This window comes from Exiguobacterium sp. HSB13, from assembly GCF_056764755.1.
In genome coordinates this window covers 304233-317317 of sequence record NZ_JBUZOM010000001.1, presented here as the reverse complement: position 1 = coordinate 317317, position 13085 = coordinate 304233, and the positions used below count along the sequence as shown (strand labels likewise).

The following is a 13085-nucleotide window of genomic DNA, read 5'->3' as shown; positions in this document are numbered from 1 at the left end:
TGTGTTACGGCAACGCTTCATCATGTCGCTAGGTGTCATTCTAATCGGTCTGTTTTTGTTTCAAACCATCACGACGTACGTCTATACGCATTACATCATGCCGGGTCCTGTTAAAAATCCATCAGACTGGCGATACGTAGATGGAGACATTGATCGTAAAACTGATCCTGGTCACTCTCATGTTAAAACAAGAGACAAGATGCCATTTAGTCCAATCGCACGAATACCTGGTCCAAAGGAACTTTGGAAATCCCTTAAAGCGGATGCGTCTGTCTCCCCTCTTTCTTATCTACAATATGTCATTTTAATCAGCTTGTTTAGTTTCATGGTCTGGAAACTCGTTCAGTCGCGTCGCGTGAAAAAACGGCGCAGGTCTATAGGAGAAGTAACGGATGACGTTCCATTTACTCAGTCGATCTTTCGTCCTGCTTCTTTAAGAAAATCGCCTTATCTGTATGCATCGTATTCGTCTTCACGTGTCCGGGATCTCGTCATCCGCTTTGAGCAACACTTACCGCGCAGTCAGCAACGTCGTCCGAACGAAACGCTTGAAGACTGGTTGCGTCGGATCGAGGTCCCTGTCGATTTTCAGCTGTATCGGAATATCCGCTATGGCGACGTGTCAGAAACGATCGTCACGGACGATGAAATTCTACGCTTTGAACAACAACTAGCACGCTACTCAACCATTTAACCTTGGAGGGATTTCCTATGAAACTACAACAATTAAAAGACCAACTCAATTCGATCTATCTCGGTAAACCGGACGTCATCGATCTCTGTCTGACGGCACTCATCGCAGAAGGGCATATTCTATTAGAAGATGTACCGGGAACAGGGAAAACGATGCTCGCGAAGGCGCTCGCTCAGAGCTTTGAGAGTGCCTTCTCGCGGATCCAGTTCACGGCGGACCTTCTCCCGTCAGACGTCATCGGGTCGGACTTCTTCAACTTAAAGACACAGGAGTTCGAGAATAAACGCGGTCCATTGTTTGCGAACGTCGTCTTGATCGATGAGATCAACCGCGCTGTTCCACGGACACAATCGGCCTTGCTCGAAGCGATGGAGGAACGCCAGGTCTCGATTGGTGGCACGACGTATCAGATGCCAGCCCCGTTCTTCGTCATCGCGACACAAAATCCGATCGAATCTGCCGGAACGTTCCCGCTACCGGACGCACAACTCGACCGGTTCATGGTCGCGATCGAAGTCGGTTACCCGGATTTCGAGAACGAACGTCGCTTATTATCTGAGATTCTGACGAACGTCCGTCGATCAGCCGTCGGCATCGCGTCAGGTGGCGACTTGATTTCCTGGCAGGAAGAGGCACGCCGCGTCCATGCATCGCAAGACGTGCTCGACTATCTATTACACATCGTTCAAGCGACACGAAATCATGAACTCATTGAAGTCGGCGTCAGTCCGCGAGGAGCGATTGCGTTGCTTCGCGCTTCGCAAAGCTTTGCTTTCTTGAATCAGCGCGATTTCATCATTCCGGAAGATATTAAATATCTCGCAAAACATGTCCTATCCCACCGTTTGACGCTGACACTTGAAGGTGGAATCAAGACGACGAAAGCGGCTGTCTTGACACATATTCTGGACGACGTACCAGTTCCGGTCGAGATGGGGTGACAAATCATGCAGATTGAACGGTCCGTCCCGTTTTGGCTTGAACGTCGACTTTTTCCACTGTACGTCACGATGACGTTCATCTTCCTCTTCATTCCGCGTCTTTCCGTCCTCGGTTTCCTGTTCGCAGCTTTGGCGACAATTCATTTTGTCGTCGGTCGAACAGAAAAGCAGCTCCGACGGGACGTGGCAATCGAATGGAAACATTATGAATCATTGATGTTCAATCAAGAACAGACATCACTCCACTTGCAAGTCTTCGGGGTCGAATCCTTGAGTCAGCTCGGACTCGAAGCGACACTTCGTTTGCACACGGATGGTGGGGTCATCTTCCCAGAGATGGACCCGCTACACCCGGCAACATTTCATGCAGTGATTGACTCTGAAGACGCAGTAACGATCCCGATTCAGACGGTTCGCCGCGGACCAGCCGAGTTCGATGAGATCATTTTGACGATTCGCCTGCCTTGGAAGATGGGCGTCTATCTCTTTACGTTCGATACGTATCCGTCGTTTACGGTCTTACCATCCTTGACGGCTCAAGCAACGCCACTTCTTTTACAGCGTTTACGGATCGGTGATCGACCGGACCGCTACTCACCGCTCAAGAACAAACTCGTTCAGCTCGGTGCAAAACCTTACACGGCAGAACCGTCTAAAGAAATCGACTGGTATGCGACAGCAAAGACCGGTCGCCTGCAGGCGAAAGTGTTCGAAACGAGCAATCAGGATACGTTTACGATTTCCTTGAACTTATCGGCTCCGAGCGGTTATGGACTCCATCAACAATTCGAGACGTTCATTGAACAAGCGGCGTTCCTGATCAGTGAATTAATCAAGGAGGGCTGTAAGATCGAACTGTTCTTGAATCGACTCGACGGAGCGAACCGAATGACGCATATCTCGTTGCAAGAAGGACAACCACAATTAAAACATGTCCTGATGACGCTCTCGACGGTCTCGACGCGTGATTCATTCATCGCGACGCAACAGTTCGAACGTTATGTGCTTCGCCGAAAACATATGAATAGTCAGTTGATCCAGATTGGGAATGACCGGATCCTCGCCATCGGCTGAGGATCCAAAGAAAGGAGTTTTTCACCTCATGGTTTTTATCGCCCGAAAATCGATTCAACTCATCGTAGCTTTTTTTGTCTTGATTGCGATCAGCGCCCTTCCGGCGCTCGTCGCGCAAATGAAATTTAACCCAGCAAGCTACTGGGAAGGTCTGAAACAGCAATTTGCTCAATTAACGAAACTTGATGAAATTACCTATTTCAACGTAACCGCTCAAAAGGAATTCTTGTTGCTTCCTACCATCAGTCCATTTATTAAAGAGACGTTGATCATCTTTACGACAGCTATGCTGGTCTCCGCTGTGTGTGCGATTTTTTATGCTTATTTGTTTTATCGGAGTGGTCGCAAAACACGCATGATGCTGAAACAGACAACGCGGACGCTTGAGATGGTTCCGGATCTGTTCTGGATCATTCTTTCACAATTCCTTGTCCTTTATCTGTTTAAAACGACCGGGTATGACAAAATCGAAATTGCGGGATCCTATGCTGAGTACATTCGTTTTTTACCGATTCTTACCCTAACATTGACAACACTATTCTTCTTCATCAAATGGTTGACGACGCAAGTACTCGAACAGGAAGCTGCTCCTTTCCTTGAACTCGCACGGGCTAAAGGCATTCGTCCTGCCGCTCTTTTCTGGAAACACTTGATTCCGACAATGATCTATCGGTTTTATCTTTTTTTCCGAGCGAATATCATTACGGTCTTATCGAGTCTCGTAATCATTGAATACACATTCGAAGTCCAAGGTATGTTCCGGTTCGTCTTTTATAATGGACAAATGCCGATTTTGATGGTCATCTTGTTCTTAATCTATCTGCCGATCTTTATCATTGATTTACTGGCAGAATGGCTAATTCCGAACGCCTGGAAAGGGGGCATTTGATGCGTCGTACTTTGATGCGAGATCCTATCTTCTGGCTATGTTTAGTTTTACTCGCTGGTTTACTGCTGCTTAGTTTTGGAAATACGATCTTCCGTGATGGTCAAGTCGATCAAATATCGAATCGTTATGATGAAGATGGCACATTCATTGCAACTTCTCCTTTAGAACCTTCAAGTGATCAATGGCTCGGTACAGACCGCTCTGGATATGACCTCTTTCAATTGATGATTGAAGGATTTAAATGGACAGCCGGTATTTGTATGATTGTTGCGCTCGGTCGAATGTTTCTTTCGCTAGTGATTGCGATTCCGCTAGCATTTAGAAGTGCTCGCGTCAATCGATACTTAAAACTTATTCTTGATGGATTTTTAGTTTTACCGCTCTCGCTTGTCGCGTTGCTCATTTTGCTTCCATCACTTACGTTCTTTGATTCGACTGCTATCCCACCACTTTTTGATCGTGTATCGTTTGAATTGATCGTCTTGATTTTGCTTGGTCTCCCCTCTTTATCGCTTTATCTGATTGCTGAGACCCGTCAGTTGCTTAGTCAAGAATTCATGATTGTCGCTCAGACGCTCGGTGGCAGTCCATGGCATCGTTTCAGACACCATATTTGGCCACACCTTATTCCGACGTTGACAATCGTCTTTATGCAACAGTTCATTCAAACGTTGATGTTATTAGTGCATTTATCACTTTTCAAAATCTTTTTCGCTGGCACGGTTAATTTACATGTCGGAACTGCCCCAACGATTTTTGAGTGGTCCTCGATGTTCGGTTATTATTTCAACCAGTTTTCAGCGACGTCGTGGCTCAATCATATGTTCCTCGTTCCATTGATTGGACTAGCACTGGTTGTCTTTTTCAGCAATCTATTCATGAGTCGACTCGAACGGGCTTTCCGCTTCCGCCAGCAACTAAAACCAATCAAGCTATCGGTATCTCGTGCTCAAGACGAAGCCGCCGCGACATCGATGGTCGACCCTTTTACACTCGTTGCCCGGAACTCCCGTCACGATTCTGATTGACAATCCATTTTTTTCCTCTTACACTAGAAAAAAAACATGAAATGAGGGCGTCCAATGTAAGTCATTCTGAATTCTCACTCCTAACTAAATACGTACGATATGGAGGTCATTCAGAATGAACCGGTTTACGCTTTTATTGGTCAGTCAATGGATTGCGAATGCGGGAGATGCGCTCTATATCGTCTCCCTGATCGCGATGATCTATCAAACGACAGGGCAAGCGAGTCTCGCTGCCCTGTTTCCCGTTCTCGTTACAGCAGGCATGACGGGAAGCGGCTTCTTATTCGCCCAAGTCGCTCAACGTGTTCCCCATGCCTCCTTGTTGTTCGGCAGTCAACTCCTCAAGACGATTCTATTAGGCGTCATCTGGGGATTTGATTTACCACTGCCACTTATCCTCGCACTCGTTGGGTGTATCGCTTTCTTCGACGGATTTGCTCGTCCGATCGAAAGTGCCTTCATCCCTCGACTGTGTCAGGATGTCCAAAAAGCTAACAGTCTCGTACAAGGTTCGAATCAAGTGATTCAGCTCATCATGTGGCCGCTCGGTGCCATCTTGGTCAGCTGGTTATCGCCTCTTTCCGTCTTGTCCGTCTCGGCTGGTCTCTTTTTAGGTGCGAGTCTCATCAGCTATCTGTTCTACCGAAGCGTCCGCTCTCTACCTGACCCTTCGATGGAAGGGGAAGACGTCTCCTTCCGGTCAAGTATTCGCTATACGCGAACGCATCCTTTCGCGAAAGCCAACACGGTCCTCGTCGGAATCGATGCGTTCGTCAGTACGGCGTGGATTTCTGCTCTGTTCCTTGTCTACATCGACACACATTTCCAGCTATCGGAACGCTGGTGGGGCATTCTAAATGCCTTCTATCTGCTGAGCATGATTGCCGGTAGTTACATGATGTTACGTCGACGCAGAACACGTTCGTTGCTTTATCGTAGTATCGGCTTTTCGATTGGGGCGACCTTCTTGTTTGCCTTCGCTCCAATCGTCACACTTGCCGTGATCGCTTGTCTGTTCCAAGGCTTTGCGAGTCAAGTCCGAGCAATTGAGCTGAATACGTTGTTGCAAACGACGACACCACTCGAGCGATTACCATATGTCTACAGCGTGCAACAAACCGTTTATGCACTCTGCTTCTGTCTCGGTAGTCTATTGTTCGGATGGCTTGCCGATCTGTTTGCGATCGAGCTCGTCTATGCGCTTGCAGGCGTCCTCTCCTTGTTGATGTGGCAACCAGCTCGCCAAGTATTAGCACGTTCCTCTACAGAACAACGACACGTGTCGTAATAAATGACAGTCAAAAGGACAAAGGTCAATGCACCTTTGTCCTTTTTTTGATTCAGTTCTGACGCGTTCGCGTCACACCATACAATAGAAGCAACATAAGTGAGACGAGACTGAGCGCGGCATAGGTCATCTGAAGCGAAAAGACACGTTCGACGAAAACGAATAGTATGCCGGTCCCAAGTACGGATATGCGTTCGATGACCGAAATCAGCGACGCAAACGTCGCACGTCCGCTTTCTGGCGCTACTTTTTGAATAACTGTCGTCACATACGGCTCAGCCCAGCCGTAGCACAAGTACAGCATGCCGAGTAACCCGATACTGACAAGCGGGGAGGCAACCGACAATCCCGCAAGACACACGATATAGATTATCGCCCATCCGACAGGTGACCGGAAACGAGATAAGGACGCACCGATCGCCTGCATGATTTGGAATAACACGAAAACGAGACCCATATAGATCATCGGTATCGTTTGATCCCGTAGATAGAGTTGCCAAAACTCATCGACGAAATCAATCGTCGCCCCGTATAACAAGACAAGACAAAGAATTCGGACGTAGACGCGTCGAAACGAAAAACCGTTTAGCAACGTCTTCAACGAACTCGTCTCTCCGTCTTGTTCTCGCGATGCTTCCTTTAAGAAAAACGTCAGGAGTATTGTTCCGAGCAAAACCCACCAGGACACGTAATAGTGCCAGATCAAGTCTACCGATTGTGCGGCGTAACTCCCGACGAGTGCTGCGAGTCCGGACGTTAACAAACCACCAATCGAGATCTTTCGCCAGACCGTCTCGAATCGCTCCTCTATCCTATGCATTCGCAATGTTTCATAGACGTGGGCTTCAAGCGCTCCACTAAGTGCTGCGCCACCGATCCCGGCAAGGATCATCGCCAAGAGGAAGGCAGATAGTGAGTAGGCTTCAAGCAACACAGTGAATGACAACCACTCGCATACGAAACCAACCAGAATGAACGGCTTTCTCCCCCACCGGTCGGATAACAAACCAAACGGAACCTCACCAATCAGCATGACCCAAGCAAAGACAATCTCTGCGATGACAACGTCGGCAATACTCATTCCCCGGTCTTCCCAGTAAAAGCGCTCAATCACATACGCTGGAATGAACGAACTACTGGCTTCGATCAGGATCCAAAGAATGAGTGATCGTCGGACTTAACAAGGCCATCTGCTTCGCCGCATCTCCTCACTTCCTTTCTGTTTGATAGTAGTTAATTCCCGTTTTGCAGATGAAACCAACAAAAAACGTTCTTTGATTTTTCAATCAAAGAACGTTTTTGACATTAACAATCCTCCACCGGTTCCGTGACCGGTACGACGGACTGGACGATCGGTAGTTCGACGATGAATGCCGAACCGACACCTTCTGTTGATTCGACATGAATCATCCCTTCGTGCGAACGAACAATTTCCTGACAAATCGCAAGACCGAGACCGGTACCACCGATTTTTCGACTATCCGAATTATCGACTCGGTAAAACTTACTAAACAGTTGTGGTAACGCGTGACGCGGAATGCCGATTCCCTCATCTTCGATTTTCAGCTGGACACGATCTTCGACTTGACGCATCGTAATCGTGATTTGACCACCATCCGGTGAATACTTGATCGCATTGTTGATCAGGTTCGTGAACAGCTGACGCATTTTTTGTTCGTCAGCATGAATCCGCCCCGTCGTCGTTTCTTCAAAATCAAGGACTAGCTCGTGATCTTTTGCCGAAGCCGTATGGAACTCGACCGTTTCCTGAATGACTTTCGTCAAATCAAGCGGTTTGAAGTCATATTGTTGCTGACTCGATTCCATCCGTTGGACATCGAGGAAGTCGTTGACGAGGTTCGTCAACCGTTCGGTTTCCGCATGAATCGTCTCGAGATACCGTTGACGTTTTGATTCCTGGACGTCGCGCGCAAGCATCAATTCCGTGTAGCCGTAAATCGAGGCAAGCGGTGTCCGCAACTCATGCGAGACAGTCGAGACGAATTCCGATTTCATCCGGTCGATCGCTGTCTCTGCCGTCACGTCACGTAAGACGAGCATCGTACCGCGGAAACAACCACCGTAATGAATTTCCTCTGCATACAGCGTGACGAATCGCTCTTCCTTGTTCAAGGACAACGCCAAGCTCTCCGTCGGAATTTCCTGACTGCAGACATGATCCATGTAGGTTAAGAACGCCTCATGTTGATCGACTTGCACTGCCAACTCTTCGATTTTGACGTCGAGCGTCATCAATCCTTCTTCCGCCACTTGATCGTGCGCCGGATGATGGAATAAAGCGAGCAATGGTTTATTGGCAAAAATCGTCTCTCCTTCGATATAGATGACCGCTTCCCGAATCGAATGGAGAAGTTTCGACGTCTTTTCCCGTTCTCGTTCGACTTCTTCAAAGACACGCATCCGGAGCAAGGAGAGTGCCAATTGACGGGAGAACGACCAGATTTCGTTCGTCTGCTCTTCCGTAAAGGCATCCCGGTAACGGACGAGATAAATGCTTGCAATCATCGTGTTCGTCGCTGGATCCATCACCGGTACGACGATTTCGTACATTGTGTACGGATATGGGAGCGGATGATGACTCGCGACTTGTTTCGTCGAGCGAACAGCACGCTTGTTAAGACGAGCGCGTTCGAGTAATGACGTCGAAGCATGTAATAACTGGTGCTCCTGAGCTGCCGTCATCCCGTAAGAGACGAGATCCGTATAGCGGTCTTGCTCTAGGAAGACGATTGCTCCGAGCTCCGCATCGGTGATCGTAATCAATTTTTCGATGATCGCCGGATACGCCGTCAACGTCTCGCGAGACGCGAGTGTCTCGGTCAACTCATTGCGATAACGCAAATGGGTCTCGTTACGTAACGTGATGTCGAGTGCTTCTTCGAGCTCTTCCTGTTGCGATTGAAGCTCTTCTTGCTGGGCAATTAATTCTTCTTGTTGACTTTGGAGTTCATCGTTACTTGCGACGAGTTGATGTTTTTGCCCGGAAATGGCGGCTGCCATCTGGTTGAACGTCGTCGTCAATTCACCAATCTCATCTTGACGATTTATGATGACGATCGGTGTCGCATCCTCACCTTTAGCCAGTCGCCCACTTTCCCGGTTCAACTGACGCAACTGACGCGTCATTCGACGAACGAACGGTCGAACGAAAACGAGTGTGATCAACAAGAGGATTGCAATATTGACAGCTCCGAGAATTTGCGACGAGTTGACTTGTTTACCAAGCCGCTCTTGCGCTGCCATCTCTTGATCGTTCAAGGAATTACGATATTTCGTAAAGACCGTCTCCATATCAACGATACTTGAACTCATATCAGCTGCACTCTTCGTCTTGATGTTGAACTTTCGCTGTGGATCAAGTGGTTTTGATTTCGTCACTTTTCCGAGCGTCGGCATCTGCAAGAATGGCTCCGTCACTTTTCCATCTTTTTTCGCTGCGACATAATTGACGAGGCTCGGCATGACACGCTGCGTATACGCTGTATAGAGTTCCCGTGCGTCCGTTGCATACTGTCGTTCTTCTTTGAAGCGTGCATTGCGCTCGAACCATGTCGTTTGTCGATTGATGCCATTTTTCTTTTCTTCAATTTCTTTTAACATCTCTTCGTCACCCAGCAAGACGAAGCCACGCATCTCGTACTGCATGCTTTGCCATGATTCGTATAAATCGGTCGCCCGTGTCCGATGTTCGTTTAACATCTTTAATTCTTGCCGTGATTCATCCACCTGTTGTTTCGTATATAGGTAGACACCACCTGTTGTTAACAGCAGTGTCAGAAAAATCACATAAAACGCAGACATGATTTGCCGTCCAATCGTTCGATTCAGCCATGTTTTCATTGGAGGAATTCAACTCCCTTCCCTTTATCCATATCCAGCAATAAAGGTATTCCCGTCCATTCATTGTAAACTTTTTTCAATCGATACACAGTATTCTGCTCAAAAAGATTTCAATTTCATACAACTTTAATCTAAATCGTTGTATATGACAATTAGATGTCACGATTCAACCGTTTTCAACAAAAGAAGAGTCCCTGAGGACCCTCTTTCAATGATGATGGTGATGGCTATGACTGTGATTACGGACTGGCTGTTCGTCCGCTAGATGATCCGCATCCAAAATGCCGAGCCGTAAGTACTGGGACACGACTTGTTTTTTCGTCGTTTCGGAAATCTGGTCCGTTCCTTGGACGAGTCTTAAGATGCCGGTCGCAATCCGAAACGGTTCGAGATTCGTTTTTTCGACCGGAAAACGTGTTAACGTTTCTAAGTAAGCGACGTAATTCTGTGCATCCGATTCATCCGGACTAACGAGACGCGCCGCATGCTCGCGCAGTTGTTGCGTCAATGAATTTGTTGAGATTCCTTTTGAGGCTGCAGAAATAACTCCAAACAGAATGAAACCGATGATGAGAACGAAAAATCCGACCATAAAAAGCGGCATACCTGAAAAGAAACTGTCGCCTCCCAATTCACCTTCCATGAATGCTAATGTGAACATAGTGAACCCTCCAAATGACTAGAATGATGACGATCACTTATCCTACGTCATTCTCTTCAAGGAAGTTTCACTTAGTTAGGTAGTTTTTGTAAGTCAGCTTGGAACCAGTCTTCGACGAAGAAACGTTCCGTCTCCGTCTCGATTTGATACGAATACAACACTTCGAAGTCACCTTCGGTCAACATCGGTAACGTCAATTCGCGTACGAGTTGGCGTAATTCTTCTGTCAGCTCAGCTTCATAGCGGATGAATCCATCTTCCCGGTGCTCAACTTCCGTCAAATATGGAAGCAGGATATGCTTGCCGAATGATTGTGGATCATCGATCACTTCCGCTGTCACACCAAACAGTTCTTCTGCTTCTTCGACGAGTCCTTCTGCCGACTGCACTTCGATGTGGTCCGGAAACCAGACCGTCAAGCGGCGCCCTTCCTGTAACAGTCGTTCAAAGACGGGACGAAACGTTTGATTTTGAATCAGTTCGTATTGCATCAGTCTTCCCCTTTCGTGAATTCGAATTTTAATTGATCGCGTTCGAGATAGAGCATCGCCTTGAACTGGCGCGCATTTTTTTTCATCTCAAGTGGCTTTGTCTTTTGACCTGCGAGTACTTTTTTGACTTCCGTTTGTGTCAATTTGGCACCAAGGATCGTTTTCGGTAACGTAAAGCCACAGTTGTTCTTCTGATAGCCGCTGCAGCCATAGAACTTCCCACGATCAAGCACTGCTGATTGACACAGCGGGCACGGACCGACCGGACGATTCGTTGCACCCCGCGGGGACTTGCTTTTGACTTGTGTCGGATCAACGGCGAGTTGTTCAATTCGTTGTTTAGCATCGACGACGAGATGCTCCGACAATTTTTTCGCCTGTTCAATGAACTGGGCGGCAGACGCTTCCCCTTTACCGATCTGCTCTAACCGGCTCTCCCACTTCGCTGTCATCTCCGGCGAGGCAAGAATACTCCCCGTCACGGCATCGATCAAGATCCGCCCTTTCGGCGTCGGATGAATCTCTTTTTTGACGAGTTTGATGTATTCCCGCCGTTTTAGTCCATCGATGATCCCGGCACGGGTCGCTTCCGTCCCGAGTCCTTCGACTTCCTTCATGATTGCTTGTAGATCGTCTTCAAGCAACTTACCGGCTGTTTTCATACCGAGGATGAGTGTCCCTTCTGTATAACGTTTCGGTGGCTCCGTTTGTTTCTCAAGCAGACGGCAGCCTTTGATCGGCATCTCTTGTCCTTGTTCGACGGCTGGCAGTTCGACTTCCTTTGATTCGATTTGTAAGACCTGTTTAAAGCCCGGATCAATCGTCCGACTGCCGCGTGTCAAAAAACGGTCCATCTCGCGTGTCGTCACGATTTCAGTCTTCTCCGAGACGGCGTCCGGTGCAAAGGCAGCAAGGAAACGGCGAACGATTAAATCGTAGACTTGCGCATCTCGTCCCGAGAGCTTGGCAACGGCACCCGCCTCTTCTGTTGGAATGATCGCATAGTGATCGCTGACCTTTGCCGGATTGACGTAGCGTTTATCGTTAGCTGGATTGTTCGTCAGGACATCCTTGATTGGACTATATTCCGCTTGCTTCAGTAAGCGATCAAGAATGACTGGGAACTGTCCCGCCTCCTCTTTCGTCACGAACGACGAGTCCGTTCGCGGATAACTGATCCAACCACGGATATAGAGTTTTTGCGCGATATCGAGCGTCTCTTTTGCACCGAGACCAAACCGTCGGCTCGCTTCTGTTTGTAAGAGCGACAAACTGAACCAAAACGGTGGACGTTCCGTCTGCCGCTTTTTCTCGATTGATGCGACGACTCCGGTTCCTTTTGTCCGATCGACGATCGCTTGTGCCTGTTCCCGATCACTCAGCTTCGTCTGTTTTTTGGCATTGATGTATTTCCCTTTGTATCGCGTAAAATCCGCTTCGACTTCGTAGTACGTCTCCGGTCGGAAATTCTCAATCTGTTTTTCCCGTTCGACGATCAGTGCAAGCGTCGGTGTCTGGACCCGTCCGAGGGAAAAGACATCGGCGATGCCCTTTTTCTTCAGTAACGTCGTATAGGCACGTGACGCATTCATCCCGATCAACCAATCAGCGCAAGCGCGACTCATCGCCTCGTGGAAAATGTTCTCCGTTTCCTTACCATCGAGCAAGTTCGCAAACCCATGGTCAACGGCTTGAGGCGTCAGACTCGAAATCCAGAGTCGTTGCAACGGTTTTGCGTTGTTTGCGAGACGTAAGATCAATCGGACGATTGCCTCTCCCTCTCGCTCGGCATCCGATGCTATAATGATGGAAGTCGTCGTCCGCTCATTCAATAATTTCTTGATGACCTGGTATGGTTTACTCTTCCCTTTTGCCAGTCGGTAATCAAATCGTTCCGGGATGATCGGCAGATGATCGTAGTTCCATCGTTTCCATTTGGCGTCATAATGCGCCGGCTCCTGCAGTTCACATAAGTGTCCGACCGCATAAGCGAGTTTTGCTCCTTGCGGAAACCGGTCACATGGTTTGATTTCAATGTAGCCGTCCCGCTTCACGGACGGGTACGGAGCTGCCAGTTTTTCCGCTTGTTTTGGTTTTTCAGCAATGATCAATTGCACACGCTTCACCCTCATTTCCTTACTTCAGACATGTGGAGGTA

11 protein-coding genes are annotated in these 13085 nt (G+C 48.1%); 6 read left to right on the top strand and 5 right to left on the bottom strand.

Annotation, left to right across the window (positions count from 1 at the left end):
• Nucleotide 1: 1 nt before the first annotated feature.
• From ACZGCQ_RS01630 to ACZGCQ_RS01605, 6 genes are all read left to right on the top strand, one after another.
• Complete coding sequence (locus ACZGCQ_RS01630; protein ID WP_481265181.1) at nt 2-694, top strand: hypothetical protein; 693 nt, start codon at nt 2-4, stop codon at nt 692-694.
• A 17-nt stretch (nt 695-711) separates the two neighbouring features.
• On the top strand, nt 712-1635 hold the full coding sequence (locus ACZGCQ_RS01625) for an AAA family ATPase (protein WP_481265180.1): 924 nt from the start codon (nt 712-714) through the stop codon (nt 1633-1635).
• A 6-nt stretch (nt 1636-1641) separates the two neighbouring features.
• On the top strand, nt 1642-2709 hold the full coding sequence (locus tag ACZGCQ_RS01620; protein WP_481265179.1) for a DUF58 domain-containing protein: 1068 nt from the start codon (nt 1642-1644) through the stop codon (nt 2707-2709).
• Between the two features lie 28 nt (nt 2710-2737).
• Nucleotides 2738-3598: an ABC transporter permease subunit gene (locus tag ACZGCQ_RS01615; protein WP_023467647.1), complete on the top strand. Its 861-nt coding sequence runs from the start codon at nt 2738-2740 to the stop codon at nt 3596-3598.
• Nucleotides 3598-4626, top strand: coding sequence for an ABC transporter permease (locus ACZGCQ_RS01610; RefSeq protein ID WP_481265178.1), 1029 nt, complete (start codon nt 3598-3600; stop codon nt 4624-4626). Before ACZGCQ_RS01615 ends, ACZGCQ_RS01610 begins: the two co-directional genes overlap by 1 nt.
• A 115-nt stretch (nt 4627-4741) precedes the next feature.
• Nucleotides 4742-5914: an MFS transporter gene (locus ACZGCQ_RS01605; protein ID WP_481265177.1), complete on the top strand. Its 1173-nt coding sequence runs from the start codon at nt 4742-4744 to the stop codon at nt 5912-5914.
• Nucleotides 5915-5966: 52 nt separating this feature from the next.
• Here the strand turns inward: ACZGCQ_RS01605 and ACZGCQ_RS01600 are convergent, their stop codons facing one another.
• From ACZGCQ_RS01600 to ACZGCQ_RS01580, 5 genes are all read right to left on the bottom strand, one after another.
• The gene (locus tag ACZGCQ_RS01600) at nt 5967-7040 is read right to left on the bottom strand and encodes an MFS transporter (protein WP_481266360.1); all 1074 of its coding nucleotides are present in this window, start codon (nt 7038-7040) and stop codon (nt 5967-5969) included.
• Between the two features lie 179 nt (nt 7041-7219).
• Nucleotides 7220-9775 (bottom strand): ATP-binding protein, encoded by a 2556-nt coding sequence (locus ACZGCQ_RS01595; protein ID WP_481265176.1) that lies wholly within the window; start codon nt 9773-9775, stop codon nt 7220-7222.
• Nucleotides 9776-9983: 208 nt separating this feature from the next.
• Nucleotides 9984-10436, bottom strand: a complete 453-nt coding sequence (locus tag ACZGCQ_RS01590) for a hypothetical protein (protein WP_481265175.1) — start codon at nt 10434-10436, stop codon at nt 9984-9986.
• A 71-nt stretch (nt 10437-10507) separates the two neighbouring features.
• Nucleotides 10508-10927, bottom strand: coding sequence for a hypothetical protein (locus tag ACZGCQ_RS01585; RefSeq protein WP_023467641.1), 420 nt, complete (start codon nt 10925-10927; stop codon nt 10508-10510).
• Entirely contained in the window at nt 10927-13053 is a 2127-nt protein-coding gene (locus ACZGCQ_RS01580; RefSeq protein WP_481265174.1) for a DNA topoisomerase III, read from the bottom strand. Before ACZGCQ_RS01580 ends, ACZGCQ_RS01585 begins: the two co-directional genes overlap by 1 nt.
• Between the last annotated feature and the right edge of the window lie 32 nt (nt 13054-13085).

Excerpts from the sequence above, each read along its gene's own strand:
- ACZGCQ_RS01625 (WP_481265180.1), top strand. The coding sequence starts at position 712 with ATGAAACTACAACAATTAAAAGACCAACTCAATTCGATCTATCTCGGT.
- ACZGCQ_RS01620 (WP_481265179.1), top strand. The coding sequence starts at position 1,642 with ATGCAGATTGAACGGTCCGTCCCGTTTTGGCTTGAACGTCGACTTTTT.
- ACZGCQ_RS01615 (WP_023467647.1), top strand. The coding sequence starts at position 2,738 with ATGGTTTTTATCGCCCGAAAATCGATTCAACTCATCGTAGCTTTTTTT.
- ACZGCQ_RS01610 (WP_481265178.1), top strand. The coding sequence starts at position 3,598 with ATGCGTCGTACTTTGATGCGAGATCCTATCTTCTGGCTATGTTTAGTT.
- ACZGCQ_RS01605 (WP_481265177.1), top strand. The coding sequence starts at position 4,742 with ATGAACCGGTTTACGCTTTTATTGGTCAGTCAATGGATTGCGAATGCG.
- ACZGCQ_RS01595 (WP_481265176.1), bottom strand. The coding sequence starts at position 9,775 with ATGAAAACATGGCTGAATCGAACGATTGGACGGCAAATCATGTCTGCG.
- ACZGCQ_RS01590 (WP_481265175.1), bottom strand. The coding sequence starts at position 10,436 with ATGTTCACATTAGCATTCATGGAAGGTGAATTGGGAGGCGACAGTTTC.
- ACZGCQ_RS01585 (WP_023467641.1), bottom strand. The coding sequence starts at position 10,927 with ATGCAATACGAACTGATTCAAAATCAAACGTTTCGTCCCGTCTTTGAA.